This is a genomic window from Bacillus sp. NMCC46, from assembly GCF_002998465.1.
Lineage (GTDB): Bacteria > Bacillota > Bacilli > Bacillales > Bacillaceae > Bacillus.
In genome coordinates, this window is sequence record NZ_PVQZ01000002.1 from 641,992 (window position 1) to 668,672 (window position 26,681).

The window sequence follows — 26,681 nt, forward strand, 5'->3', positions numbered from 1 at the left end:
CTGTAAATGGACTTCAGCTTTTTTATTGGTGCTGATACTCTTTTTCTTGCTGAGCTAACAGCTTTTGGACAGCTCCGGGTGATGTTTTTTCAACAGCCGCAGCTGCTATATCAAATGATCCGTTGTAATCGTAAGCGTAAAATCTTCGTTCCGCCTCTTTTAGTTGTTCTGAAAGAATGTGGTTTTGGCTTCTAAAACGATTGCCGTATTGAATGATTCGTTCAATTTGATCCACTTTACTGAGCATTTCTTCTGTCTCATCCACAACATTTCTGACTGTGTCAGAGGCTTCTTTTAATTGTTGATTCACTGCCGGCATGTTGAGCGGCAGGTTTTCCAGCTGCTCATGCACTTGCTGGATCATCTCCTGCGCTTTTTCAGCCCGCTCTTTCATCTCAGCAGGTACACCTGGGATATTGCTTTTATGCAGCTGGCGGACTGTATCTGTCAGCATGGTTTTGAGCTCAGCCAGTGTTTCTCTCGCTTGTAATTCTTCTTTTCTTAATGATTGTAGATGACCTTTAAATGTGTCATGCAATGCTTTTGCATCATCGATAAACGTCTCCAGCTGATTGATTTCATCCATTAATAATGAATATGCCACGTGGTCACGATCAAGCTTCTCGCGGATTTGTTTCATCAGCTTTTCAATTTCTTCTAAACGTTTTTCGAATGCTTTCTGTTGATCGAGCTCTCCTGCTGTCAGCTTGTAGCTTTCTTTCACAAGAGCCGTTTCTGCCTTTGTTTGTGTGTGATCTTGTTCGATCTTCTCGAATGCTTCTGTGAGCTCAGGCATTTTGCTTTTGATTTCCTGACCTGCTTCTACTTCCGCCTCCAGCTGATCATACAGCGTCTCAATCGCATCATTGATCATTTGCAGAATGCTTGATGCCTCTTCTAAATTGAGTTCATCAATGAGCAATTTTTCCGCTCTCGCAAGCTGTTTGTTTAAAGTCTCCAGCTCTTTCGTGATCTGGATATGCTCCAGCTTGTAGCCTTTTTCTGTCATTTCTTGATATCCGTCTTTCAGCTTCGTCAGCTGACCTGGTACGGTCTGTTTGCAGTCTGCAATAAGCTTTGGTACATCATTGATATATAGCTGAAGCTGGTCGAGTCTGCGGTCTTGCTCAAGCAAAATCTTTCTTGCTTTCATGTAGTTTCCGTTTTCTGTTTCTTCCTCGTACTGCTTGATCCCTTCCCAGGCCTCATCTAAGTCCTGCTCCATTTTGTCATATAGGGTGCCATATAAATGGCTGTACGCAAGCAGATTTTTTCGAACCGTTTGATATTGCTCTTTGACCTTTTCAATGTCCTTGCGATTTTGCTCCTCGCTTGTGACAAGGTCTGCAATTTCTTTTAAAATGTCTTCAATGTTCGAATCAGCAGCACTCAGCAAGTCCTCAATATGCGTAAGAACCTGCTTGGCTTTGGAGAATCGATATTTATCAGAATACTCTTCTGCATCATATAATAGCTCCTCTACCTTTGGAAGATGGGCTGTGACGATATCGTCCCACTCTGCACGCCATCTTTCAAAAAATTGCTCTGTTTCTCCGGTCATTTTTAAATGTTTGATTTTTGAAATTTCTTCTACAATTGATCTGTTTAAAATTTCAATTTTCCATGCTTCCAATCGGTCAATCTCTTTATATATATTTTTTCGCAGGAAATAACCGACTGAAAACAAAGCAAGCAAAATGACAATTAAACCGATGATAAACTCCATAATGAGCCCCCTTGTTGTGATCTAAGTGATGTCAGGGTAAAAGTGTCCCGAGTAGACCTGAGAACCCTTTCGTGTCCGCTTTGCATTTGTCTTTTTATAAACAGGATCGTATGTTTTCCAATACCATCCATTCACGGTTTTATGTATGTTTTTCAAGAAAGTATTTGAGCGCTTTCTATCATTTGATCACACGTATCCATGTGACCTGCTTTTATGTATGCGGAAGCTGTCGTTTTCATTGTTATTATGATACCATGTAACCAGCATTTTTGGTCATGATTTTTCATTATTTTCGCTGATAAACATCACGTTTTTCAAAATATCGACAAGAGGTGACGACATGCTGAAGCAGGATGCACATCTACATACACCGTTTTGCCCGCACGGCTCGCTTGATTCATTTCATTCTTATATTGAAAAAGCCATCAAAAAGGGATTTGATTCCATAACCTTTACCGAGCATGCCCCTCTGCCTCCATCGTTTCGAGATCCAACACCAGAGCAGGATAGTGCCATGAAGCTCCAAGAACTTGACTCGTATATAACGAAATTGGATCAGCTGAAACAGGAATACAAAGGCCAATTAATAGTAAAAACTGGGCTTGAGGTTGACTATATCAAAGAGTATGAAGAGGAAACAAGTGCCTTTTTAGACTGCTACGGTCCAGAACTAGACGATAGCATTTTATCTGTTCACTTTCTTCCTGCTGGCGATGATTATATTTGCCTTGATTTTGACGAGCATGCCTTCAAGCAGCTAATAAGCGCCTATGGCAGCATCGAACAGGTCTATCAAAGCTACTATGACCAAATTCATTCTTCTATTCTATCATCTTTAGGTCGCTATAAGCCAAAGAGAATCGGTCATATCACCCTTGTGCAGAAATTCAAACAGCTTTTCCCATTTGAGATGACACCTGAACTTTGTCAAAAGGTCACCCTTTGTCTTGAAGAAACGGCAAAAAAAGGCATGTCCTTAGATTTTAATACATCAGGTCTTCGTAAAACATATGCCAGAAGTATCTATTTAGATCAATGGATGATTGATCTTGCAAAACAGAAAAAAATTCCGCTCATATTCGGGTCTGATGCCCATCAAGCGGAAGATCTCGGATATGCTTATGATCAATTCGAAGACATCATGAGTTTTAAGTGAGAATCTAATGCCGGCTTTTTTGGTTCTAGTAAATGATGAAGCGAGCGGCTTAGTTCCTTAAAATACATTTGATAGAAATATGGCTCATTTGGATTCAAATAAAGCACCTCTGTTAAATATTGCGGCTGTAAATAGGGCATCATGAGTAGTGATTTCAGTTGAATCATAAACGATGAGAGTGAGAGCTGCTCACAAATCACATGGGTGTTTTTCCCTTTTTCAATGATGAGCTGAAACAAATATTTTTCTTTTGTTAAATAGGTCGACATAATTTCTCTAATGAGCGTCGAATCAATCGTCACCTCTCGATAAACAAAACGGGTTAATTGACGGTGTTCGTGCTGATAAGATAAAATATCAAAAACCACATGAAGTAAACATTCTTTTGCGTGACGAGTTTCCATGTGATGGATATGTGATTCAATCATGTGAATATAGCCTTCATAAAAATCGGATACAAGCTGCTCAAGCAGCCCTCCTTTTCCTTGAAAGTAATAAGATATGTGGGCAACGTTGACGTTTGCTTCCTTCGCAATCTCACGGACAGAGGTTCCAGAAAATCCTTTTTGGTTAAAAAGTCTGATGGAAGCTTCAATAATACGGTCTTTTGTTTGCACGGTTGTTGATGTTTTCATCCGCTCACCCCTCTTCATGTGTACATACTTCAAGATGAAGGCGGAAGTTCCTTTTACAATTGCTCGACAAATCCCACATGCGAGACGCAAGTTATGTATTTTTGAGATAGAAAGTAGGAGATTTTCATGTTTCATGTCGAAAAACAGTCTGGCGATCCATCAAAAGACTATCAATTGCTTGTTAAACAGGTTGAAGCCATTACAGATGGTGAGCCTGATCTGATTGCCAATTTGGCAAATGCTGCGGCGCTATTGTACCATTCACTCCCAGAGGTCAATTGGGCTGGATTTTATTTGGCTAAAGGGGGCGAGCTTGTGCTCGGACCGTTTAACGGACTGCCTGCATGTGTGCGAATCCCGTCTGGAAAAGGCGTTTGCGGTACTGCGTTTGCAACAGGTGAAGTCCAGCGTATCGCTGATGTGCATGCATTCCCTGGACATATCGCATGTGATGCAGCATCGCAATCTGAAATTGTCGTTCCGCTCAAGGTAAATGGACAGATCATTGGGGTACTCGACATTGACAGCCCCGTGAAAGACCGTTTCAGTGAAATAGATGAAACCTACTTAATTCAATTTACCGAGGTGCTCCAAAAGGCGTTATCCATCTCTACAGATGCGTAATCTTGCAAAAAAGCAGGCACATTGTCTGCTTTTTTATTTTCTTCGCATGACGTGAAGCGTCACGTCTGCCTCTAAATAGGTTGACTTCTCCTATCCAGCGTCATATAATAGAATTTGTGTGAAATATGGCAGCCTTTTTGTTCGGCTTTTTTGTATCATTTTGTTCCTTCTATTTGAAGGTGCATCTTGTAACTCCCTGCTGCTGGAGCGAGGATGCATGAAAACATAATGACGGAAAAGACAAAGAACAGACGGTTTTTATTTTTCACAAATAAAAACAAATAAGGAGGAGTCACATTATGGCTCGCTATACAGGTCCAAGTTGGAAGATTTCCCGCCGTTTAGGCATTTCATTAAGCGGAACAGGTAAGGAACTTGAAAAACGCCCTTACGCTCCAGGCCCACATGGTCCAGGACAACGCAAAAAACTATCTGAATACGGTTTACAATTACAAGAGAAGCAAAAGCTTCGTCACATGTACGGTGTCAATGAACGTCAATTCCGTACACTATTTGACAAAGCTGCTAAACTTCCTGGTAAACAAGGTGAAAACTTCATGATTCTTCTTGAAACTCGCCTTGACAACCTAGTATACCGTCTTGGCCTTGCTCGTACTCGCCGCCAAGCTCGTCAGCTAGTCAACCATGGTCACATCCTTGTTGATGGAAGCCGTGTAGACATCCCATCTTTCTCTGTGAAACCAGGTCAAACGATTGCTCTTCGTGAGAAATCTCAAAACCTTGCAGTTGTGAAAGAATCAGTTGAAGTAAACAACTTCGTTCCTGAATATCTTTCTTTCGATGCTGAAAAGCTTGAAGGAACTTTCACTCGTCTTCCAGAGCGTTCTGAATTAGCGCCTGAAATCAGCGAACAACTAATCGTTGAGTTCTACTCTCGTTAATTTCATTACTCTCTTAAAGAGAAATCAAACAAACCCTAGAGACCTTGATTGTTCAAGGTGGTCTAGGGTTTTTTGTTTGTATTCTCGTATGAACAAATGAATTTAAAACATATAATGGGAAACAGACTATGCACAAGACGAGCACCGGGCAAGACTTCCAAGAAACGGCTGAAAAAGATATTCAAATGAAAAGGTCCTTTTGAGTGCTTCTATAAGCATCTCTAAACATTTAAGTTAGTCTAATTTTTTAATAACAATAGAAGCGTTCACGTTTGTTTGAGTCCCTCCTGCTAGGGTTTGAAGAGTAACTGCTGCTGCGGAAGTATGGTTTACAAGAGTAAGCGTGTCACCCGCTGCTAGAGCGAGGATTGCCTGGCCGTTATTCTGTTGAGTACCAGCTCCTGACCCATAAACTGTGTTCGTCACAGGAGCTCCATTTACAAATAGGGTGAATTGATTTGGCTCTACGCCAGAAACTGAAAAAGTAACCTCATAGTTTCCTGGATTGGTCACTATAATTTGAGAAGTTCCAGGGGCATGTGTAATACCAGGAGTAGTAATTCCAGTTGAGTCAAAAATCACCGGGGCTTCTAAAGCTACTGTTTGAGCACTTAGATTGTATACATATGCAAATTCAGCTAGCCCTGCACCTGTGACTCCCGTGGCTCCTGTTGGACCGGTCGCTCCGGTATCTCCTGTAGCCCCTGTCGGACCAGTGGCTCCGATATCTCCCGTGGCTCCCGTTGGACCAGTGGCTCCGATATCTCCCGTGGCTCCCGTTGCTCCTGTTGGACCGATTGCTCCCGTATCTCCTGTAGCCCCTGTCGGACCAGTGGCTCCGATATCTCCCGTGGCTCCCGTTGCTCCTGTTGGACCGATCGCTCCCGTATCTCCTGTAGCCCCTGTCGGACCAGTGGCTCCGATATCTCCCGTGGCTCCTGTTGGACCAGTGGCTCCGGTGGCTCCTGTTGGACCGATCGCTCCCGTCGCTCCGGTATCTCCGGTGGCTCCTGTTGGACCAGTGGCTCCGATATCTCCGGTGACACCCGTTGGACCAGTGGCTCCGATATCTCCCGTGGCTCCTGTCGGACCAGTGGCTCCGATATCTCCCGTGGCACCCGTTGGACCGATCGCTCCCGTCGCTCCGATATCTCCTGTAGCCCCTGTTGGACCGATTGCTCCGGTATTTCCTGTGGCTCCTGTTGGACCAGTGGCTCCGATATCTCCCGTGGCACCCGTTGCTCCAGTGGCTCCGATATCTCCCGTGGCTCCTGTTGGACCAGTGGCTCCGATATCTCCCGTGGCTCCTGTTGGACCAATCGCTCCGGTATCTCCTGTAGCACCTGTTGGACCGATTGCTCCGGTATCTCCTGTGGCTCCTGTTGGACCAGTGGCTCCGATATCTCCCGTGGCACCCGTTGCTCCCGTGGCTCCGATATCTCCCGTGGCTCCCGTTGCTCCCGTGGCTCCGATATCTCCCGTGGCTCCTGTTGGACCAGTGGCTCCGATATCTCCCGTGGCTCCTGTTGGACCAATCGCTCCGGTATCTCCTGTAGCCCCTGTTGGACCGATTGCTCCGGTATCTCCTGTGGCTCCTGTTGGACCAGTGGCTCCAGTGGCTCCTGTAGCTCCGGTGGCTTCTGCGGCCCCTGTAGGTCCAGTGGCTCCTGTAACTCCTGTAGCTCCTGTAGCTCCTCGAATCCCTCGTAATCCCCGTAATCCTCGTCGCCCTACAATTACTTTTGTTTCACAAATGATGCAACAGTTTGATTTTGATAGTTTCTGTTTACAATAAGGGCATTTTTTATACTTATCACAACCCATCAGTTGTTCATCTCCTTTATCATTATTCATATGTTACATCTGTAAATAGGTGCAGATAAGTAAAACGTACAAAGAATAAAGATAAGCGTAGAATAAATATAAATTTCTATAGTATTCCAAAAGTCTTTTGGTTGTGAAAATTTGATTGTATTTTGCGCTAAACTTTTTCATGATGACTAGCCTGTCTCAAGAAGCTATCCAAAACTATATAATCTATCATGAAAAAAATCCCCTAGAATTCCAGAGGATTTTTTTGTTCCATGGTTCACTCAAGTATTATTAAGCGTATAGCGATATCTTTTATTTTACCATCCAATTACTAATCAATTGATCTGTTGTCATGACAGTAGCAAATTCATCATGCAATGTAGCAAGTGATAGCCGATGAATCATTTCGGGATCATAATATGTACCGTTTTGATCTGTTAGTCCAAAGGCAGCAGATGCATCAGAAATGAGATATGTATCAAAGCCTAGATTGCCGCTCATTCTTGTTGTTGTAGATACGCAGTGCGGTGTTGTTAATCCTGCGATTACAACAGTGTCGATCTCGTTTGATCTTAGTTGTTCCTCCAAATTTGTGCCAATAAAGCTGCTGTTGACTTTCTTTCGTATCACCGTTTCTTCCTCTAGCGGTTTGGCGATATCTTTGAAGAGATGCCCTTCATTTGCCGGATGAAATAAGGAGTCCGGCTTGTCAGATGTATGCTGAATATGAATCACTGTCCAGCCTTTCTCTCTCCAAAACGTCAATAAACGACTGATATTTTTCTCTGCATCTAGATTATTTCGTTCTCCCCATTTTTCATGCTCGAACGCCTTCTGTATATCCACAATGAGCAAAGCCTTTTGATTCTTTTGCACAAACGCCCACCTCCGTAGATTCTCATTTACTACATGTAGTGTAAGGAATGGTGATCCATTTGTACATGCTTTTAATGATGTTTTGCCTGTTTTTGCATCAAAAAAAAAACCACACACTAGCAACGATGTAATAGATACCAATGATTGATGTACAGTTGGACATCACCTCGCCTATTTGAACTGATTTAACAAACTTCATCCAGATGAAATAGATGAGGAGAAATGAGCACGGATAATAGAGGAAATATCCTAAAAAATATTGCTTGAGTTTTTGTGTCATCATTTTACCTCCATTATAACCTTCTTTCATCATCTAGCAGCTGTCATATGTCCGATGACATCAAAAAAAGACAGCACAAGTCGCTGTCTTTTTTCATTTTTTAATTCGTATTCTGTCCCCCGCCATTCAGTCCTTCTTTGATATAGCCTTTGACTTGGCTTGAAGCTAATAGACCGATGTGACCAACGCCGTGAATGAGGACGTTTCTTGCGCCAATTAAACGCGAGAGGCTGTTGACGACGATAAGATCGGCTGAGCTATAGACAGAGGTGTAAAGGATTTTTTGATTTGGATCGGTGCCTGGTAATGCTCTGAGTGAAACGAGTCCGTTCGCTCCACCAAGTGTAACGACGTTTTCTATTTTATCGCCGCCGTCTAGATTCTTAATATAGTATAACGTGTTCGCTCCGCCCATACTATGAGCCACAATATCAACTTTTTTGGCACCTGTTTTGGCTAGCACATCTTTGACGAATCTGGATAGACGCGGACCATTGTTGCGGTTATTACCTGTTTTGTCTATGAAATCGATAGCAAATAATTGGTTTCGATCCCATCCTTGTGATACCAAGTAACTTTTAATCGAAGCAAAGTTATAAGACGCACCGCCCATGCCATGTACCATCACAACCGGATTATGCTCAGCCGCTCTGATCTCTTTTGGCTGGATGAAGGCCATTGAACCCATCACCAATGCAAGCACAACAAGAATTTGCAAACTCCTTTTCTTAAAACGAATCACTTTCATTCCCCCTTATTCATCTTATTCGACTCTATTTTATACAAGAAAAATATGTAAAAAAAGTGAACAAGGCACTGTTTGTTCAATCAATTTATAGAAAATAAATAATGAAAAAGCACCTTTGACTCTCTCAACGCCAATGCTAAAAGACTAGACAAAGTCTCTTTGAACAGTCTATTAGACTCTTCAAAGAGAACTCATCTCTCATTTTGCATAAAAAAAGCAGCCGGTTATCGCAGCCGGCTGCACATCGTTCTTATTTGTAATTCACAAGGAAGTATTTCTTTTTCCCTCTTCTTAAGACGGTAAATTGGTTTTCAATTCGATCTTCAGCTGAAAGGACGTAGTCTTTATCGGTTTGTCTCTCTCCGTTGATGGAAACTGCACCATTTGTGATGTCTTCACGTGCTTGACGTTTTGATGGAGACAGCTTTGATTCAACAAGGACATCGACAAGTGTTAATTCTTCTGTGCTGCTTTTCTCCATTGATGGAACATCTTTAAAGCCTACTTTGACTTCTTCGGCTGAAAGAGATTTGATCTCGCCTTTGAATAGCGCATTTGAGATGTTGACAGCCTGTTCTAGTGATTCACGTCCATGTACAAGTGTTGTGACTTCCTCTGCTAGACGGCGCTGTGCTTCACGCTTTTCAGGTGCTGTTTGTACTTTTTCTTCGTACGATGCGATCTCTTCTTTCGATAAGAACGTAAAGTATTTTAAGTATTTCACGACGTCACGGTCATCTGTGTTGATCCAGAATTGGTAGAACTCATATGGAGACGTTTTTTCTTTATCTAACCAGATGGCGCCGCCTTCTGTTTTACCGAACTTCGTGCCATCTGCTTTAGTGACAAGCGGCATCGTTAGACCGAATGCTTTTGCCCCTTCTGCTTCAGACTTACGAATCAGCTCAAGTCCAGATGTGATATTTCCCCACTGGTCACTTCCGCCAATTTGCAGCTTACAGTTTTCATTTCTGTAAAGGTTTAAGAAGTCTAAAGATTGCAGGATGACGTAGCTGAACTCTGTGTACGAAATTCCTGTCTCGATACGCGAGCTGACGATATCTTTTGCCAGCATGAAGTTCACACCGAAGTTCTTTCCAATATCACGAAGGAACGTAATGACATTCATCTGGCTGATCCAGTCGTAGTTATTCACGATTACGGCTGGGTTCTCGTCTGCTTCAAAATCAAGAAATTGCGACAGCTGTCCTTTGATTTTATCTGACCACTGCTCTACGATTTCTGCTGGGTTTAGTGAACGTTCTGCTTTTTTGAAGCTAGGATCGCCGATCAGTCCAGTCGCGCCGCCAACAAGAGCAATCGGGTGATGGCCCGCTTCCTGGAATCTGCGTAATGTTAAAATTGGCAATAGATGACCAATGTGCAAGCTGTCAGCTGTCGGATCAAAGCCGGAGTAAAGCTTGATTTTTTCTTCTGCTAATAATTTTGTTAAACCTTCTTCATCTGTTTGCTGCTGAATTAATCCTCTGAACGATAACTCTTCCATCAATTGACTCATATCCAATTCTCCTTTTTTTACAATTCAACATAAAAAACGCCCCTTCGAATGAACGAAGGGACGATATATATCGCGGTACCACCCTGCTTAAAAGACAACAAATCACGTCTTTTCACTTACACTGATAACGGACAGATCCGTTCTTTCACTAATCAGGACAGCATGCATGCTCCTTTTCGTAAAAGCGGTTCGTGAGGGTAATTCGAATATCTCTTTGTACTGACTCGCACCAGCCGTCAGCTCTCTTGGACAGGGAAAGATAATTCTACTGAATCTCAGTCAAAACCTTTACATATTCAACTAATGTCATTTTAAACATACTTTTGGTATCAAGTCAACTGATGAAAAAAATTAATCTTCCATTGTCGATAGGTCGCCAGCCGGTAAATTCAGTTCCCACGCCTTTAGCACACGTCTCATAATTTTTCCGCTTCGCGTTTTAGGTAGTTTGTCTTTAAACTCGATTTCTCTCGGTGCCGCATGTGCAGCGAGTCCTTTTTTCACAAACGTACGAATTTCTTCTTTCAGCTCATCTGTCGGCTCATAACCGCTTCTGAGCGCAATGAATGCTTTAATAATTTCACCGCGGACTGGATCTGGTTTTCCAATGACACCAGCCTCTGCAATGGCCGGATGTTCGACCAGCTTACTTTCCACCTCAAAAGGACCAACCCGCTCTCCTGATGTCATGATCACATCATCGACACGTCCCTGGAACCAAAAGTATCCGTCTTCGTCCATATAAGCTGAATCTCCTGAAACATACCAATCTCCCGGCATAAAGTAAGATTCATATTTTTCAGGATTGTTCCAGATCGTATGCATCATAGACGGCCAGCCTTTTTTGATGGCGAGGTTGCCCATCCGGTATGGCGGGAGTTCATTTCCGGCATTATCGACAATCGCAGCTTCTACGCCTGGAATCGGTTTCCCCATTGAACCTGGTTTGATGTCCATGCATGGATAATTACAAATCAGCTGTGCACCGGTTTCAGTCATCCACCAAGTGTCATGAATTCGTTTGCCAAATACAGCGTCTCCCCATCGGATGACTTCTGGATTTAGAGGCTCACCTACACTTAACACATGACGGAGCGAGCTGAGATCATATTTTTGAATGAGGTCATCTCCTGCTCCCATCAGCATTCTAAAGGCAGTCGGAGCACTGTACCAAACGGTCACACCTAGTGATTCAATGGTTTCATACCACGTATCAGGGTTAAACCTGCCGCCTAAAATGACATTCGTCGCCCCATTTAACCACGGTGAAAAAATGCCGTACACTGTGCCTGTTACCCAGCCTGGGTCAGCTGTACACCAGTAGACGTCGTCTTCTTTCAGATCAAGCACCCATTTACCGGTCTGGTCTTGCTGCACCATTGCGCCATGGACATGCAGCACACCTTTTGGCGTACCTGTGGACCCTGACGTGTAATGAAGCAGAAAGCCGTCTTTTTCATCCATCCATTCAATCTCAAGGTCCTTTGCTGCCTGCTCAAACGCCTCTTCGTAATGGATTGTCCGAACGCCATCGACGTCTTCCTTTTCACCGCCGACAATGATGACGGATTCAAGCTTCGGAAGCTCTGCAAACGGAATGCGTTCAAGCAGATCCGGCGTTGTCACAATGACCTTCGCCTCACTATTTTCTAAACGGTCTTTGACCGCTCCTTCCATAAATGCCTCAAATAACGGACCAACGATCGCACCAATTTTGACTGCGCCAAGCAGAAGAAAATAGAGCTCAGGTGATCTTGGCATAAAGATAAATACGCGATCCCCTTTTTGCACATGCGCCTTTTCTCTGAATAGATTTCCCGCTTTATTTGTGTTGATTTTCATATCCCTGAACGTATACTTTTCATCACGCTGTGAATCTTTGTAGTGAAGCGCCACCTTGTTCTTACGAAACGAGTCCGCATGTCTGTCAATCGCTTCATAGGCTGCATTTATGTTTCCTGTTTCATACCACGAGAAGTTTTTTCTTGCTTCCTCCCATGAAAATTCTTTGTATGCCTGCTCATAATCATTTAAATGATAGTCCCCTTTTACTGATGGCAGCGTTTCCAATTTCATCAAACAGTCCCCCTTTGCATACGTTTACAATGACCATTATAGTATAGATGACTTTTTTTCTCAATTTTTAAAAAACTTATGGTGAAACCGTTTTAATTCTTGCAAGTTTTAAGATAAAATAGAGACGACTCACTAGAATTTGAGGCGGTGGATACGTGGAGCATCCTAAAACTTATTATTCAAAAACCATTGAGCAAGAAACAGGTTCCATCCTTATTGAAGGTCCGGTACCTGCACCAGAGCTTGCGAACTATACCTTTCATGAAGGACTGACGGCATTTCGCACGCCTGAGGAACAGAAACAAGCACTTGTTGAAATAGCAGACCTTCCAGAAGGACGTATTATCATTGCAAGAATGGATGAGCTTGTCGTAGGCTATGTCACGTATTTGTATCCTGATCCGCTTGAGCGCTGGTCAGAGGGTAACATGGACAATTTAATCGAGCTTGGCGCGATTGAGGTCGCTCCTCCATTTAGAGGCTGCTCACTTGGCAAGCATTTACTTGATGTGAGCATGATGGATGAGCAAATGGAGAATTATATCATCATTACAACTGAATATTACTGGCATTGGGATTTAAAGGGGACAAAGAAAAACGTGTGGGAGTACCGCAAAATGATGGAGAAAATGATGAACGCAGGCGGTCTTGTCTGGTTTGCAACAGACGAGCCAGAGATCAGCTCACATCCAGCCAATTGTTTAATGGCCAGAATCGGGAAAAATGTGAATCCTGATTCGATTGAGCGTTTCGATCGTCTTCGCTTCCATCAACGCTTTATGTATTAACGTTCAATTCGTTTTTTTGGCAAAGGGGATTGGTAAACAATGATGATTGAACAAATTATGGAGCGTGATGTGATCACGCTGCGAAAAACCGATACGATTGAAGAAGCCATTCAAAAAATGAGTGCACATCACATTCGGCATATTCCGATCGTATCTGATCAAGGTTCTGTCATTGGGATGGTGACAGACCGGGATATTAAAAATGCCAGTCCAAGTATATTTGAAACAGAAAAAAGGCAGCTCTTTATTCAGCGTCCTGTTGAAGAGATCATGGTATTAGAGACGATCACTGCTCATCCGCTTGATTTCGTTGAAGAGATTTCAAGTGTCTTTTTTGAACACGGAATTGGCTGCCTTCCAGTGGTGAGACGAGGCAAGCTCGTAGGCATTATCACAAAGACTGATTTGCTTCGTACGTTTGTCAGACTGACAGGTGCAGATCAGCCTGGGTCACACTTAGAGGTTGAAGTGGACCAGATGACAGAAGGCCTCGCAGACATTACGGCCATTTTAAAGGAGCAGCATATTCAAATGCTGAGTGTGCTCGTGTATCCGCATGCAAATGAAGCCTCTAAAGTGCTCGTATTCCGCCTTCAAACCATTCATGCAGATCATGTGACGAAGCTGATTCGTGCAAAAGGCTATAAGGTGCTGTGGCCAATGGAGCAGACGATCAAATGAAGGAAGCGACCTTTGTTTTTTCACCCTCTTTTCAAACGTACCAATTTCACCAAGACCATCCCTTCAATCAGCTTCGTGTCTACTTAACATATGATCTTCTTCAAAAAATGAAGGCGTTAACAGATGATGAGATCGTCGCACCGCGTATGGCGACACTGGAGGAATTAAAGCTCGTCCATACAGCCGATTATATTCAAGCTGTGCAGCGGGCTAGTGAAGGAAAGCTCTCTACAGCAGAAGGTGAACGCTACGGCCTTGGCACGGAGGATACACCGATGTTTGCAGGTATGCATGAGGCAGCTTCTCTCCTTGTTGGCGGGACATTAACAGCCGTTGACCAAGTAATGATGGGACACTCGCAGCATGCACTCAATCTTGGCGGCGGACTTCACCACGGGTTTAAAGGACGTGCATCTGGCTTTTGTGTATATAATGACAGCTCCGTGGCCATTCAATATATTCAAAAGACATATGGTGCAAGAATTTTATATATTGATACAGATGCCCATCATGGAGATGGTGTACAATTCAGCTTCTATGACGACCCAGAGGTCTGTACGGTCTCTATTCATGAAACGGGGCGCTACTTGTTCCCTGGAACTGGACAAGTACAGGAAAGAGGTCACGATAAAGGCTATGGCTACGCCTATAATATTCCGCTTGATGCATTTACAGAAGACGAATCGTTCCTCGAAGCATACCGAACAGCAGTGACTGAAATTGCTGCTTTTTTTAAACCAGATGTGATTTTGACGCAAAACGGCGCGGATGCACACTACTATGATCCGTTAACCCATTTATCTGCCACCATGAAAATATATGAGGAAATTCCTAGACTTGCCCATGAGTTAGCGCATCAATATTGTGATGGCAAATGGATTGCTGTTGGCGGAGGGGGATATGATATTTGGCGTGTCGTTCCAAGGGCATGGAGCCGGATTTGGCTTGAGATGAAAGGCATCACACCGCCGGCTGAACTGCCTCAGGACTGGGTTCAGGCTTGGCATAAACAATCGCCTGTCACCCTGCCATCGACATGGGGAGATCCTGACGATTTATATCCACCGATCCCAAGAAAAGCAGAAATCACAGAAAAAAATGCTCAAACTGTAGAAAAAGCACTGATGCCCGTTAGACGAGAAAAGAAAAATGCATAAGAAAAGCAGGCATTCACTGATGTGTAAGCCTGCTTTTTCGTTTTATTTTGTTGATTGTCTTTCTTCAATTCTGTGTGGAAGTTCCACAATTTGGTCATCCACTTGCTCTTTGTTCATCAGCTTTGTCAGCAGTCTCATTGCGACAGCACCAATATCATACGTCGGCTGAACAACAGTTGTCAGCTGAGGACGCACCATGAGAGAAAGTCTCGTGTTATCAAAACCAATCACTTCTAAATCCTCAGGAATGGATACGCCTCTATCTTGTGCTCCATGAATGACACCTAGCGCCATTTCATCCGTAGCCGCAATAACAGCTGTCGGCTTGTCAGACTGCTCAAGCAAGTGAGCAAGTGATTCAATTCCAGAATCATACGAATAATCGCCTTCAGCGACGAGCGCATCGTCAAATGCGATGCCCGCTTCTTCAAGCGCACGCTTATAGCCTGCAAGCTTTCTCATAGAGTTAATCGGTTCTGACATTGGGCCAGATACGAAGGCAATTCGCTTATGTCCTTTCTCAACTAAAAGCTGAACTGAATCATAAATCGCTTGCTCGTAGTTGATATTGACAGATGGTGTTTGAGCCTGCTCTTCAACAGATGCTGCAAGAACAATTGGCACAGGAGAGCGCTTAAATTCTTCAACAAGCACATCTGTGATGTTTCCGCCCATAAAGACAATCCCATCTACTTGTTTACCTAGCATTGTATTTAATAGATGAAGCTCTTTATCGGTATTTTGATCTGAGTTGCTTAAAATGATGTTGTACTTATACATCGTGGCGATATCTTCAATTCCGCGAGCAAGCTCCGAATAGAAGATACTAGAAATATCAGGGATGATCACCCCAACTGTTGTAGTTTTTTTACTTGCAAGGCCTCGTGCCACAGCATTCGGACGGTAGCCAAGACGATCAATCGCTTCAAGTACCTTTTTTCTTGTTGTTGGTTTTACATTCGGATTACCATTCACTACGCGTGATACCGTTGCCATACTTACATTTGCTTCTCTTGCTACATCATATATTGTAACATTATTCACATAAATCACTCCTTCAAATACACTTCATATCTATAGCATTCACCAATTGGATAGAGACATGTCAGATACGAGGAAAATAATATCCTATTTGTCATTAAAACGATGAAAAGAGACACATAATTTTTCAATCTACATCAAAATGACATTCTTTTATGAAATTATACACGTTTTTTCACCATATGAAAACGTTCCCTTTCTTTTTATAACTAAATTAAACAAACTTTAATGAGCTTGTTACCTGTAAATTGAATCATATTTCATGAAAAATCGTCGAGAACGTCAGCTATGACAATGATCTTAGCAGATTCTATCGAATTTTAAAAATGAAAACATTGTGAACAAGCACTTTTGAGGCTTGTAATGTGCTCTTTTCCTTTCATTCCCAATCTCCATCATATTTTATCCATAGAAAAACCGCCGGGCAGTTATCCGGCGGCTTTTCTATCTATGATTACGCGTGAATGTTAACAAGTGGTCTTAACGCATCTAACCATTTTTCGAATTGAGGAATGTCCATTTGCTGCGCTGAGTCAGATAGAGCAACAGATGGATCTGGGTGCACTTCTGCCATAACACCGTCTGCTCCAATCGCAAGAGCTGCTTTCGCTGTTGGAAGGAGAAGATCTCTACGTCCAGTTGAGTGCGTCACATCAACGAAGACTGGTAAATGTGTCTCTTGTTTCAAGATTGGCACAGCAGAGATATCTAGTGTATTTCTTGTCGCTGTTTCGTATGTGCGGATACCGCGCTCGCAAAGGATGATTTGGTCATTTCCTTGGGCGATGATGTATTCAGCTGCATTGATGAATTCTGAAATTGTCGCTGCAAGACCACGCTTTAAAAGAACTGGTTTCTTCACAGATCCGGCTGCTTTTAATAGCTCAAAGTTTTGCATGTTTCGTGCACCAATTTGGATGACATCGATATGCTCAATCGCTTCTTCAATATGAGCAGGATTGACGATTTCACTAATGACAGCAAGACCGTATTCATCCGCTACACGCTTTAGAATTTTTAGACCGTCTACACCAAGTCCTTGGAAATCGTATGGACTTGTGCGAGGTTTAAATGCACCTCCGCGAAGTAGTTTTAGTCCTTGCTGTTTCGCTGCTGCCGCAACTTCTGCGACTTGCTCGTAGCTTTCAACAGCACATGGTCCAACGATGAAGCGCTGTTTCCCATCACCGATCGCTTCTCCATTGATGTTCACGATTGTATTTTCCGATTTTTTCTTACGAGAAACAAGAAGTGCTTTGCTGTGGTCATCTTCTTGAAGCTCTAGACCTGCTTTGAAAATCTCTTTGAAAATATGCTGAATCGTTGAGTTTTCGAACGGTCCATCATTTGCTTCAAGAATTTGGTTCAGCATTGTGCGCTCTCTGACAGGATCATAACGGTTGACACCTTGCGCTTCTTTCGCCTTTCCAATTTCTTTTACAATGCTTCCTCTTTCATTGATCAGTTTTAAGATTTGAAGATTTAGTTCATCTGCCTGCTGTCTCAATTGTTCTAGTTCATTGTTGCTCATTTTTGTCATCCTTTCCTCTGCCTGTTCTCGCTTTTTATTTTTTCATTCTCTCATGATAGGGTTTATTATAAACAAAGATTTCGGAATTGTCACGAAAATTTTCTTTATTACCCAAACGCTTTTAAGCGATAAAGTATTATGTGTAAGATTATAGCATACTTTTGGTTGAAGTAAACCTTTTTTTATAAAAAAACGTCAGCAATTGCTGACGTTTCTTCTACAGATTATGTTCAAGCGCTTCTTTTGTAATGCTTGAGTGAGATGCATGCCACTTCACTTTTCCACCGCTAAAGACGAGTGCCTGGGGACTTTCATGCTTTACCCCCGACTTTTCAGTCACATAGGATGAAAGCTCTCTTGTGTTTTGGATTTGCAAGAAATAAGTAGGCACGTCTTCATGTGCAGACGCAAATGCTTCAAACTCTTGAAAAGCCGCTTGACTGATCGGACATGTCAAACTGTGCTTAAAAAAGACAAACGTCCCATCTTGATTCGTTAGTTGATCAAACTGTTCTTCTGTTTCAATGAGTTGTTTTGACATGATGTTCTCCTTCTTCACTCCGAGCAGTGAGAGTTAGCCTTTAGTCGATTGTTCTACTTTTTCTTTGACATCTTTGATGCCATCTTCAATTTCTGATTTCGCTTCTTGTGCTCTTACTTTGGCTTCATTTGCTACATCTGACGCTTCGCTCGCAAGATCAGCTGCCGCATCTTCTGCTTCACTTTTCACATGATTAGCTTTTCCAGCTGCACGTTCTTTTATGTCTTTCACTTTGTCTAAAATTTGGTTTGACTGCTCTGCCACCAGCTGAGATAATTCAGACGTTTTATCTTTCGCAATCGTCACATATTCAGTGCCTTTTTCCTTTGCATCTGTTGTGAGTTGATCTGTTTTGTCTTTTAAAGCATTCGCTTGGTTGTTCAAATCATCGCGAAGCTCTTTCCCTGACTTCGGCGCTAAGAATAATGCTGTTGTTGCACCAACTATGCCACCAATAAGTGTTCCGATCAAAAAGTCTTTGCTATTGATTCCGTCTTTGCTCATGATTATTCCTCCTATGCGAAAATGGTTTATTTTTGGTGTTTTCGTTGTTTCCATTTTTTATAAATTTCAAGTGCTGCGTTACTCCAGCTTACCACATCCGTGACTTTTTCTTGATTTCGTTCAACGGATGAAGAAACCGCACCAGCTGCCTGCTTTATGCTTGTATTAAATTGGTTGATCGAGCCGCCAATTCCCTGCACCGCATCCACAACTGTGTTGAGTTTTGCCGATTTGTCTTGAATATCTTCAGCAAGCTGATTCGTCTTATGTAGCAACTGTGTCGTCTCTGTGGTGATCCCTTGCATCTGACCTTCAAGACCTTCTAAAGTTGATGCAACATTCTTTAATGTCAGCTGTAAGGATTTTAATGTTTTGGACAAATAGATGACAAGAATGAGGAAAGCAATTGCGATCAGTGCAACGCTTAGATATAGAATAATAATCATCTGATACCTCCTTTGCTGCGGGCATATGCAATTCATTACCCTCTCGTTGTATCATTCAAACATCGCCTAGAATGACCGATTGAATAATAATTCTACACTTATTCGCTGATTCCTGTCCACAGCGAACGAAAAAAAGCGGCAGATGTTGACACATTTAGCCCCTTTGTCACATTTTATTCAAAATAAAAAAAGTGCCGATCAAAACGGCACTTTTCCTTTAAGCATTTATACAGCGACTTTCTCATAAGCACGCAGATATTTTTGAATGTCTCCTGCTCCCATAAAGATCAGAATCCCATCTTCGTGCGCTTTCAGCACAGATGTATCTTCTTCCGCAATCAATTGGGCCTGCGGGATTTTTTCTCGTAAATCTTCGATACTCAGCTTCCCAATGTTTTCACGGGCTGAACCGAAAATATCGCATAGGTATACATAGTCCGCTTTTTTCAGACTGTCAGCAAATTCACTTAAGAATTGCTGTGTACGTGTGAAGGTATGCGGCTGGAAGACAGCGACAATATCACGGTCTGGATATTTTTGACGTGCTGCTTCAATGGTGACTTCAATCTCCGTTGGGTGATGGGCATAGTCGTCAATTAAAACCTGCTCACCGACCACTTTTTCATTAAAGCGGCGTTTCACCCCGCCAAATGTCATTAGTGCCCCTTTGATGAGCTCTACATCAATGGCTTCATAGTGACATAATGCAATCACAGCTAATGAATTGAGGACATTATGATTTCCGTAGGCAGGAATGTAGAAGGTATCATAAAACGTATTGCGTACAAATACATCAAATGTAGTGCCTTCCGTGTTTTTCACAACATTGCGTGCTTGGAAATCATTTTCTTCATTGAAACCGTAGTACACAACAGGTACCTTCGCTTGAATCTTGGGCAGATGCTCATCATCACCGCAAGCGATAATGGCTTTTTTCACTTGAAGCGCCATGTTTTGAAATGCATCAAACACGTCGTCAATGTCCGAGAAATAATCAGGATGATCAAAATCAATATTGGTCATGATCGCATAGTCTGGATGATAGCTGAGGAAGTGTCTGCGGTATTCGCATGCTTCAAATACAAAATACTCGCTGTTTTCTTTCCCCATACCAGATCCATCACCGATTAAGTATGAAGTTGGTTTCGCTGATTGCATCACATGGGCAAGCAGTCCTGTTGTCGACGTTTTACCATGAGCACCAGTAATCGCAACGTTTGTGAATGAATCCATGTATTCTCCAAGGAATTTATGGTAACGAATGACAGGAATCCCTTCAGAAAGGGCACGTTCAATCTCAGGGTGCGTATCAGGAAATGCATTACCTGCAATCACGGTCATCCCTGGCTGAATATTATCTGGGTCAAATGGAAGAATTTTAATATTTCGTTCTTCTAATGCTTTTTGTGTAAAGATATGTTTTTCGATATCCGATCCTTGGACAGTATACCCAGTATCATGAAGAATTTGGGCCAGTGGACTCATACCTGTCCCTTTTATTCCAACAAAATGATAAACAGTCATAATTGTACCTCCAACAAACGTCTATCTGACTTACAGTATATGACGCTCATTTCAATTTGCAACTTGTGATTTTCGCCTCTAGCGGCTCACAGATCGCAGCTCCAAATAAAGATTTTTTTCCGATCTTCCTATTCTAATCAATATTAACTATGATTAGTATCCGACAACTTTCCTATTTCTAACACCTGCTTTCGCTCATTTTACATAAAAAAGCGTTCTGACAGGCATACGAAAAGCGTCCAATTACAAAATTGCACCTATGTGCTATCATACCATGTTTATAAAAAAAATGAAGTGGTTTGTTTAGATCAGCTGTTCTAAGTCACTCAGTGTCATGAGGACTTCCCTTGGCTTACTGCCTTTTGCACCAGAGATCATGCCCTCGCGTTCCATCATGTCGATCAATCTGGCTGCACGATTGTAGCCAATTCTAAATCTTCGCTGCAAACTCGATGTACTAGCGCTATTCTGCTCAATCGCAAAACGGCAGGCATCCATAAACAATTCGTCTTCATCTGTAATCGCAGAGCCTTGGAGCATTAATTCCTCCTGTTCGAAAAGGAACACTGGCTTACGCTGTTTTCTTACATGTGCCACTACTTGATCAATCTCACGGTCTGATACAAAGTTCCCTTGCAGCCTCGTCGGCTTGCCGGAGCCATTTTCTAAGAAAAGCATGTCTCCTTTTCCGAGAAGCTTTTCTGCACCTGCCATGTCAATGATCGTTCTAGAATCTACCTGACTTGAGACAGAGAAAGCAATTCTTGTTGGGATATTGGCTTTAATGAGACCTGTGATGACATCAACAGAAGGTCTTTGTGTCGCAATCAATAAATGAATGCCGCATGCTCTTGCTTTTTGTGCGATTCGGCAAATGCTTTCTTCGACTTCATTTGGTGCGACCATCATTAAATCAGCGAGCTCATCGATCACAACGACAAGATAAGGCAGTTTTTCACCCATTTGTTTTTCTTTGACAAGCTCATTGAATCGTTTAATTTCTCTCACGCCAGAGTGCGCAAACAGTTCGTAGCGCCTTTCCATTTCATCCACTACCCATTTCAGAGCGGCTGTCGCTGTCTTGGCATCGGTGATGACAGGACTCACGAGATGCGGAATGTGATTATATGGCGCTAATTCAACCATTTTAGGGTCGATTAAGAGCATTTTTACTTCATCTGGTGACGCTTTAAACATTAAGCTCACTAAAATGGTATTGATACAGACACTTTTTCCTGACCCTGTTGCTCCAGCAATTAAGCCATGCGGCATTTTTTGCAGATCAACCACAACAGGCTGGCCAGATATATCTAATCCGAGTGCTGCTGTTAAAGGTGATGGATTTTCTCTAAATGCACTGCTTCTGATCATCTCTCGTAAGAAAACCATTTTACTGTGAAGGTTCGGCACTTCGATCCCGATCGTGTTCTTACCTGGAATCGGTGCTTCGATTCGAATATCTTTTGCGGACAAACTGAGTTTAATATCATCTGATAGGTTCGTGATTTTGTTCACTTTGACACCTGGTTCTGGATGTACTTCAAACCTTGTCACAGAAGGGCCTTGCGTGACATGAACCACACTTGCTCTGACATTGAAATTTTTCAGCGTGGCATTGAGCAGCTCTGCCCGCTCTTTCACCCATGTCCCGTCCTCTTCTTTTTGAGCTGGAGGTACGTCTAAAAGGGCGAGACTTGGAAAAACATACCCTTGGGCATCTGCTGCTTTCTTTTGCCCTTGCACACGCTGATCACTTTTTAACATCATGACGTTAAAAGGTACCGTTGAGGTTTGTCCGCTTGTACGTTGCGTCTGCGGAGCTGCTTGTTTCGGTTTTTCTTCCATCACTTCATGCACTTGTTCTTGCTTTTCTTGCTGCTCTATGACAGGTTCTGCTGGTTCAGTAGCGGTCTCATCGTCTGCTACTTGTTCTATTGGCATCATTTGATCTTCTACTATTTCAGCTTCTTCCAACAATTGGTCTTCTTGCAGATCATGCTTGGCGACTGGCTCAGCTTCTTCCAATGCTGCCGCTGGCACTTCTTCTTGATGATCTTCTATGGAATCAGCTTCTATTTCCGCGACCGGTTCTGCTGTGATGTCTTCTGTTACCTCAACTTCTTCTGCCGGCATATCTACTTCCATTTCAATTGCGGGATGTGTGTCTTCTGCTGTTTCGAATGTCAACGGTTCTATTTCCTCCGTATGATCTACAAACTGATGTACCGGCTCGCCTTTTATTTCTTCGTCATCGCTTGAGACATCCTGTTCCGGCTCAGCCTCTACCGGCTGTTCTTGATAAGCTTCGGCCTCCTGATTATGTAAGTCAGCTTCAATATGGTCTTGAGGCTCAGAAAAGGCTGGCTCTTTTTCCTCTGTTTGAATGAAAGGCTCGTCATTTAAACGCTCCATCGTCGATTGAACGTGATCCTGATAAGCGAGTTCCTCTTGCAAAGTGAGCGGGGTCACGTCTGTTTGCATGTCCACTTTTTCTTCTGCTGGGGTTGAAACCGTTTCTTCCATACGATTTTCTTTCCGTATTGACGGAATGTTCATTTGCTGTCTGACATTTCGTACACGCTCTGCCTCTTCTGATAACAGGGTGACACGCTGCGCTGTTTCTGCTGCTTTCATTTGAACAGGAGATGATTCTTCTTTCGCTTCTGTTCGTTTTGGACGCATATCCTGATGATAGCCATAGATCGGTGATGGAATTTGCTCTGTTTTGAATGGCTTTTTATTGATGTCAGGCTGCACCGTTTGTTTTGGCTCATAGGTCTTCTGCTTAGCCTTTGGCTTGCTTGGCTTTGCGCGTCTTCTTTCCTGCTTCACTCCGTCACGCAGAGGTTCATCTGGAACGAGCGGAAAGCGGAAGTTGCCTTTCGGATATTCATAATAGACTTTTGTATCTTCAATTTTCTTATATTCTTTATGCTGTTCAAAAACTGGCTGCGCTCGTGCAGCTGGACCTTCCTCAGGTCTCACAGCTTTTTCTTCTTTCTTTTCTTCTCCTAAAAATACACTAAAAAATTTATCTAACCAACTCATCATTTATCACTCACTTTAACTCCCCTTACGTTTTCTTGGGCGATTTTTAGTATACCATTGCTTTTTCATGCAGAAAAGCGAGAAAAGTGCTGCTCTTTGCTATTTGTGCTGTCTGTAGATGAAAAAAAGTCACTAAGTACGTACTTAGTGACTTTTGGTATAACACATTCTTCGCTCCTATATGCCCGTTTATGGGAGGTTACGCTTTAAAGGGTTCGCCAGCTTGGTGGCTTCCCTCTAGAACAAGAATCCCTTTTTCAGCAGGCGCGTCTGGAAGATCTAGTTCTTTTGCTGAACAAATCATTCCGCTTGATGGAACACCTCTTAGCTCAGCATCTTTAATGACCAAACCGCTTGGCATCACCGCACCAACCTTCGCAACCACGACATATTGCCCTTGATCAACATTTGGTGCACCACACACGATTTGTAATGTTTCATCGCCAACATCTACTTGGCAAATGTTTAATTTATCTGCATTCGGATGCTTTTCTTTTTCCTTCACATAACCGACAACAAATTTTGGTGATAGATCTACAGTCAACGTTTCACTTACACCGTTGCGGTTTAAAATTTCGTTGATATCTTGAACAAGTGTTTCAGATAGCGGTACAGATCCGTTTTCTTCAATTTTCATGTAAGTGGATGCGTTGAAGATATTAAAACCTGTTGTTTCTTTTGTTTCTTGATTGAAGATTCTTACGACATCTCCAAACGTCTCATGACCTACTTCTTCTCTCGTCACATCTTTCAATGAAATAAGGAGTGTGTCGCCTACACCTTCTGCATTATAAAAAACGTTCATTCTTCAAAATTCCCTTCTACTGCTGTTTTGGTCTGCTTTTAGCAAGAATAAAGATCGGTTCAAGCTTGCCCTCGTCATATAAAAATGACAATGCGGTAATCGGAACCGTGCCGCTGGCGAAGAAACTCATCGACATCTGTCCTAAAATATCATAGCCTGATTCATTGCGAACATCTGCAATGATGAATACATCTTGATGGGGAACAGAAATGGCCATCTGTCCTTCTATTTTTTGCGCGTATTCTTGTAAAATCGATTCATTTAAAAGTCTGCTGGCATCATATCCGTCATTCGCACGGAAGAAATAAAACCGATTGCCTGCAACTTCATCCATTTTCACCACAGTTTCAAGTGAGCGGACATTGAAGCTTGCAGTTTCCCTAATTCGCTCTTTTGTCCAGTTTTCCTTTTGAAGCATTTTCTCATCAATTAATCTGTAGGTGCTTCCAAGGTCAAGTGCGTAGAAGATTCTCGTTTCAGCTGTATGCTCATCAAAAACGAGGGGAATGCCATCACTTGATGCCTCAGGAAAGGAAGTGGAACGAATGACAGGATAGATCTGCTTTTCTTTTCCTGAGATGTGCTGCGCTTCGCCTTTCATGGCACTTAGCGCCTCTTTCACATAGTAAACGATCTCATCTAATGTTTCATCAGGCTTTACTTCCCACTTTGCAATGATTGGCGGGAGCTCTAGTGTAATACCTTTACTTGTTTGTTTATCTTCAATACGAAGCGTATCTTTTTCTCGGTCAAACTGGTGTGACCAGCTGTCATTTGTCAGACGGCTTTTGAGTTCGTTCGCAAGCTGTCTTGATGTCATTTTTGTCATGATTTAGACTCTCCTTTCATTATTTAGAAAGAGAATCTGTTAAAAATGCTTCAATCTCTTCCTTCGTCTTACGATCCTTGCTGACAAAGCGGTTAACCTCTTGTCCATTTTTAAAAACTAAAAAGCTTGGAATGCCGTAAATTTCCCACTCTGCGCAAGTGTCAATGAACTGATCTCTATCCACATAGAAGTACTCAAATTCTGGGTAGTTTGCTTCAAGCTCTGGCAAGAATGGTTCGATAAAGGTGCAGTCCGGGCACCAGTCAGCTGAAAATAGCAATACTGTTAAGTCTTCTTGAATCACTTTTTGTAATTCTTCGTTTGATTCAATTTTTTTCATGTTTCATTCCTCCAGTTTGTATGGTTAAATCTCCGAATTGTATATAGCCTTTCTTTCTCATCCATTCTGATACTACCAAACTAATCACTGCCGGGCCAACGATATGCAAAAGAGCGATCGCCAGAAAAACGGATGGATGAAATCCCATAACGGTCAGTGTCATGAGCTGTCCAACGAGGCCGCTCGTTCCCATACCTGCCCCTGCCGCATTATTGACCATCCCAAAGCCAATAATACCAATTGGCGCGAGAATGAGGCCCGCAATCGTCGGCGGAATAAGGATAAGGGGATTTTTCACAATGTTCGGCAGCTGCAATTTTGACGTGCCAATGCCGACAGCAGCAAGACCGCCAAAACGATTTTCTCTAAAGCCTGCAGCGGCAAAGCCGACCATTTGAGCGCAGCAGCCAATCGTTGCAGCACCAGCCGCTGTTCCGCTTAAGTCAAGCATGAGCGCAAGCGCCGCACTTGAAATCGGTGAGCTGAGGGCAAGTCCAACAATGGTCGCTACTAGCATGCCCATGATGAGCGGACTTTGGTCAGTCCCCCACATGATGAGTCTGCCAAGCCCTGTCATCATGGCTTCAATCCCAGGACCGATCAAAGCGGCGGTGAAAAAGCCAGTAATAATGGTGACAAGCGGCGTTAAAATAATATCAATTCTTGTCTCACCACTGACCAGCTTGCCGAGTTCCACACCAATTAATGCTGTGACAAAGCTTCCAGCAGGTCCACCAAGCTCTGCTCCTGCAGCACCTGAGACAACACTTGCAAAAATGATCAAAGGAGATGCATGTAAGCGATACGCAACGGCTACACCGATTGCTGGTCCCATGAGCCCCATCGCAAGTGTTCCCATTTTGATGATGAGCGGAAGTGATAACAGACCGCCTGCTGTTTTTAAAATCAGCCCTACCACTAATGTAGCAAATAGACCTAAAGCCATATAAGAGAGTGCATCAATGAAATACACTTTTGGCGAAAGGGAGATCCCCTTTCTTTTCAAATAAGTCATCAACGTCGTCTTCCTGCTTTCTCATAGGAAAGACGAAGAGGCCTGTCCTTCCCATTATATGTAGTATTCTTACGATG

The 26,681-nt window shown here is 42.8% G+C and carries 24 protein-coding genes and 1 other annotated feature; of the genes, 6 read left to right on the top strand and 18 right to left on the bottom strand.

Features of this window, described 5'->3' with window-relative positions; all coding sequences use genetic code 11:
- Positions 1-22: 22 nt before the first annotated feature.
- Positions 23-1,726, bottom strand: a complete 1,704-nt coding sequence (ezrA, locus tag C6Y01_RS08920) for a septation ring formation regulator EzrA (RefSeq protein WP_034661928.1) — start codon at positions 1,724-1,726, stop codon at positions 23-25.
- Positions 1,727-2,066: 340 nt separating this feature from the next.
- On the opposite strand from ezrA, the gene hisJ reads away from it, so the two are divergent.
- Complete coding sequence (gene hisJ, locus C6Y01_RS08925) at positions 2,067-2,882, top strand: histidinol-phosphatase HisJ (RefSeq protein WP_034661931.1); 816 nt, start codon at positions 2,067-2,069, stop codon at positions 2,880-2,882.
- Here the strand turns inward: hisJ and refZ are convergent.
- Positions 2,852-3,517 (bottom strand): forespore capture DNA-binding protein RefZ, encoded by a 666-nt coding sequence (refZ, locus tag C6Y01_RS08930; RefSeq protein WP_034661934.1) that lies wholly within the window; start codon positions 3,515-3,517, stop codon positions 2,852-2,854. The genes hisJ and refZ overlap by 31 nt on opposite strands.
- A gap of 126 nt (positions 3,518-3,643) precedes the next feature.
- Between refZ and C6Y01_RS08935 the strand changes: the two genes are divergently transcribed.
- Positions 3,644-4,141, top strand: a complete 498-nt coding sequence (locus tag C6Y01_RS08935) for a GAF domain-containing protein (protein ID WP_095285580.1) — start codon at positions 3,644-3,646, stop codon at positions 4,139-4,141.
- A gap of 299 nt (positions 4,142-4,440) precedes the next feature.
- Entirely contained in the window at positions 4,441-5,043 is a 603-nt protein-coding gene (rpsD, locus tag C6Y01_RS08940) for a 30S ribosomal protein S4 (protein ID WP_034661940.1), read from the top strand.
- A gap of 234 nt (positions 5,044-5,277) precedes the next feature.
- Here the strand turns inward: rpsD and C6Y01_RS08945 are convergent, their stop codons facing one another.
- The 5 genes from C6Y01_RS08945 to acsA all read right to left on the bottom strand — a co-directional run bounded on the left by C6Y01_RS08945 (position 5,278) and on the right by acsA (position 12,354).
- Complete coding sequence (locus C6Y01_RS08945; RefSeq protein ID WP_106038068.1) at positions 5,278-6,867, bottom strand: BclA C-terminal domain-containing protein; 1,590 nt, start codon at positions 6,865-6,867, stop codon at positions 5,278-5,280.
- A 300-nt stretch (positions 6,868-7,167) separates the two neighbouring features.
- Entirely contained in the window at positions 7,168-7,731 is a 564-nt protein-coding gene (locus tag C6Y01_RS08950; RefSeq protein ID WP_106038069.1) for a cysteine hydrolase family protein, read from the bottom strand.
- A 380-nt stretch (positions 7,732-8,111) separates the two neighbouring features.
- Positions 8,112-8,699, bottom strand: coding sequence for a lipase EstA (gene estA / locus C6Y01_RS08960; protein ID WP_370876317.1), 588 nt, complete (start codon positions 8,697-8,699; stop codon positions 8,112-8,114).
- Between the two features lie 310 nt (positions 8,700-9,009).
- Positions 9,010-10,278, bottom strand: coding sequence for a tyrosine--tRNA ligase (gene tyrS, locus C6Y01_RS08965; protein WP_034665529.1), 1,269 nt, complete (start codon positions 10,276-10,278; stop codon positions 9,010-9,012).
- A 53-nt stretch (positions 10,279-10,331) separates the two neighbouring features.
- Positions 10,332-10,570: a binding site (T-box leader), on the bottom strand.
- 59 nt (positions 10,571-10,629) lie between these two features.
- Positions 10,630-12,354: an acetate--CoA ligase gene (acsA, locus tag C6Y01_RS08970; protein ID WP_034665526.1), complete on the bottom strand. Its 1,725-nt coding sequence runs from the start codon at positions 12,352-12,354 to the stop codon at positions 10,630-10,632.
- A gap of 155 nt (positions 12,355-12,509) precedes the next feature.
- Here acsA and C6Y01_RS08975 point away from each other — a divergent pair, with 155 nt between their 5' ends.
- Genes C6Y01_RS08975 through C6Y01_RS08985 form a run of 3 tightly spaced genes read left to right on the top strand, consistent with a single transcriptional unit; the run spans position 12,510 to position 14,980 of the window.
- Positions 12,510-13,142 (top strand): GNAT family N-acetyltransferase, encoded by a 633-nt coding sequence (locus C6Y01_RS08975; protein WP_095286141.1) that lies wholly within the window; start codon positions 12,510-12,512, stop codon positions 13,140-13,142.
- Positions 13,143-13,181: 39 nt separating this feature from the next.
- Positions 13,182-13,823: a CBS and ACT domain-containing protein gene (locus C6Y01_RS08980; protein ID WP_034665520.1), complete on the top strand. Its 642-nt coding sequence runs from the start codon at positions 13,182-13,184 to the stop codon at positions 13,821-13,823.
- Complete coding sequence (locus C6Y01_RS08985; protein WP_106038070.1) at positions 13,820-14,980, top strand: acetoin utilization protein AcuC; 1,161 nt, start codon at positions 13,820-13,822, stop codon at positions 14,978-14,980. The genes C6Y01_RS08980 and C6Y01_RS08985 overlap by 4 nt, the downstream gene beginning before the upstream one ends.
- 42 nt (positions 14,981-15,022) lie before the next feature.
- On the opposite strand, the gene ccpA is transcribed toward C6Y01_RS08985, so the two are convergent.
- From ccpA to C6Y01_RS09040, 11 genes are all read right to left on the bottom strand, one after another.
- Positions 15,023-16,024 (bottom strand): catabolite control protein A, encoded by a 1,002-nt coding sequence (gene ccpA / locus C6Y01_RS08990; RefSeq protein ID WP_034665514.1) that lies wholly within the window; start codon positions 16,022-16,024, stop codon positions 15,023-15,025.
- 451 nt (positions 16,025-16,475) lie between these two features.
- Positions 16,476-17,552 (bottom strand): bifunctional 3-deoxy-7-phosphoheptulonate synthase/chorismate mutase, encoded by a 1,077-nt coding sequence (locus C6Y01_RS08995; RefSeq protein ID WP_003217626.1) that lies wholly within the window; start codon positions 17,550-17,552, stop codon positions 16,476-16,478.
- 217 nt (positions 17,553-17,769) lie between these two features.
- A complete protein-coding gene (gene ytxJ, locus C6Y01_RS09000; protein ID WP_034665511.1) occupies positions 17,770-18,093 on the bottom strand; it encodes a bacillithiol system redox-active protein YtxJ in 324 nt (107 codons plus the stop codon).
- Between the two features lie 33 nt (positions 18,094-18,126).
- On the bottom strand, positions 18,127-18,597 hold the full coding sequence (locus C6Y01_RS09005) for a YtxH domain-containing protein (RefSeq protein WP_106038071.1): 471 nt from the start codon (positions 18,595-18,597) through the stop codon (positions 18,127-18,129).
- 26 nt (positions 18,598-18,623) lie between these two features.
- Positions 18,624-19,043, bottom strand: coding sequence for a DUF948 domain-containing protein (locus tag C6Y01_RS09010; protein ID WP_003217556.1), 420 nt, complete (start codon positions 19,041-19,043; stop codon positions 18,624-18,626).
- A 225-nt stretch (positions 19,044-19,268) separates the two neighbouring features.
- Positions 19,269-20,567: a UDP-N-acetylmuramate--L-alanine ligase gene (gene murC / locus C6Y01_RS09015; protein ID WP_034665503.1), complete on the bottom strand. Its 1,299-nt coding sequence runs from the start codon at positions 20,565-20,567 to the stop codon at positions 19,269-19,271.
- A 303-nt stretch (positions 20,568-20,870) separates the two neighbouring features.
- Entirely contained in the window at positions 20,871-23,618 is a 2,748-nt protein-coding gene (locus C6Y01_RS09020) for a DNA translocase FtsK (RefSeq protein ID WP_106038072.1), read from the bottom strand.
- 196 nt (positions 23,619-23,814) lie between these two features.
- Complete coding sequence (ytpR, locus tag C6Y01_RS09025) at positions 23,815-24,420, bottom strand: YtpR family tRNA-binding protein (protein WP_034665498.1); 606 nt, start codon at positions 24,418-24,420, stop codon at positions 23,815-23,817.
- 16 nt (positions 24,421-24,436) lie between these two features.
- Positions 24,437-25,249 (bottom strand): DUF1444 domain-containing protein, encoded by an 813-nt coding sequence (locus tag C6Y01_RS09030; RefSeq protein ID WP_080869489.1) that lies wholly within the window; start codon positions 25,247-25,249, stop codon positions 24,437-24,439.
- Between the two features lie 19 nt (positions 25,250-25,268).
- Positions 25,269-25,589 (bottom strand): thioredoxin family protein, encoded by a 321-nt coding sequence (locus tag C6Y01_RS09035; protein ID WP_034665496.1) that lies wholly within the window; start codon positions 25,587-25,589, stop codon positions 25,269-25,271.
- A complete protein-coding gene (locus C6Y01_RS09040) occupies positions 25,576-26,604 on the bottom strand; it encodes a PTS sugar transporter subunit IIC (protein ID WP_034665493.1) in 1,029 nt (342 codons plus the stop codon). Before C6Y01_RS09040 ends, C6Y01_RS09035 begins: the two co-directional genes overlap by 14 nt.
- Between the last annotated feature and the right edge of the window lie 77 nt (positions 26,605-26,681).

Coding starts and splice junctions, on each gene's coding strand:
- C6Y01_RS08945 (WP_106038068.1), bottom strand. CDS start 6,867: ATGGGTTGTGATAAGTATAAAAAATGCCCTTATTGTAAACAGAAACTA.
- C6Y01_RS08995 (WP_003217626.1), bottom strand. CDS start 17,552: ATGAGCAACAATGAACTAGAACAATTGAGACAGCAGGCAGATGAACTA.
- C6Y01_RS09035 (WP_034665496.1), bottom strand. CDS start 25,589: ATGAAAAAAATTGAATCAAACGAAGAATTACAAAAAGTGATTCAAGAA.
- C6Y01_RS09005 (WP_106038071.1), bottom strand. CDS start 18,597: ATGAGCAAAGACGGAATCAATAGCAAAGACTTTTTGATCGGAACACTT.
- ytpR (WP_034665498.1), bottom strand. CDS start 24,420: ATGAACGTTTTTTATAATGCAGAAGGTGTAGGCGACACACTCCTTATT.
- C6Y01_RS08985 (WP_106038070.1), top strand. CDS start 13,820: ATGAAGGAAGCGACCTTTGTTTTTTCACCCTCTTTTCAAACGTACCAA.
- ytxJ (WP_034665511.1), bottom strand. CDS start 18,093: ATGTCAAAACAACTCATTGAAACAGAAGAACAGTTTGATCAACTAACG.
- acsA (WP_034665526.1), bottom strand. CDS start 12,354: ATGAAATTGGAAACGCTGCCATCAGTAAAAGGGGACTATCATTTAAAT.
- C6Y01_RS08935 (WP_095285580.1), top strand. CDS start 3,644: ATGTTTCATGTCGAAAAACAGTCTGGCGATCCATCAAAAGACTATCAA.
- murC (WP_034665503.1), bottom strand. CDS start 20,567: ATGACTGTTTATCATTTTGTTGGAATAAAAGGGACAGGTATGAGTCCA.
- rpsD (WP_034661940.1), top strand. CDS start 4,441: ATGGCTCGCTATACAGGTCCAAGTTGGAAGATTTCCCGCCGTTTAGGC.
- estA (WP_370876317.1), bottom strand. CDS start 8,699: ATGGGTTCAATGGCCTTCATCCAGCCAAAAGAGATCAGAGCGGCTGAG.
- C6Y01_RS08980 (WP_034665520.1), top strand. CDS start 13,182: ATGATGATTGAACAAATTATGGAGCGTGATGTGATCACGCTGCGAAAA.
- hisJ (WP_034661931.1), top strand. CDS start 2,067: ATGCTGAAGCAGGATGCACATCTACATACACCGTTTTGCCCGCACGGC.
- ezrA (WP_034661928.1), bottom strand. CDS start 1,726: ATGGAGTTTATCATCGGTTTAATTGTCATTTTGCTTGCTTTGTTTTCA.
- tyrS (WP_034665529.1), bottom strand. CDS start 10,278: ATGAGTCAATTGATGGAAGAGTTATCGTTCAGAGGATTAATTCAGCAG.
- C6Y01_RS09040 (WP_034665493.1), bottom strand. CDS start 26,604: ATGACTTATTTGAAAAGAAAGGGGATCTCCCTTTCGCCAAAAGTGTAT.
- refZ (WP_034661934.1), bottom strand. CDS start 3,517: ATGAAAACATCAACAACCGTGCAAACAAAAGACCGTATTATTGAAGCT.
- C6Y01_RS09030 (WP_080869489.1), bottom strand. CDS start 25,249: ATGACAAAAATGACATCAAGACAGCTTGCGAACGAACTCAAAAGCCGT.
- C6Y01_RS09010 (WP_003217556.1), bottom strand. CDS start 19,043: ATGATTATTATTCTATATCTAAGCGTTGCACTGATCGCAATTGCTTTC.
- C6Y01_RS09020 (WP_106038072.1), bottom strand. CDS start 23,618: ATGATGAGTTGGTTAGATAAATTTTTTAGTGTATTTTTAGGAGAAGAA.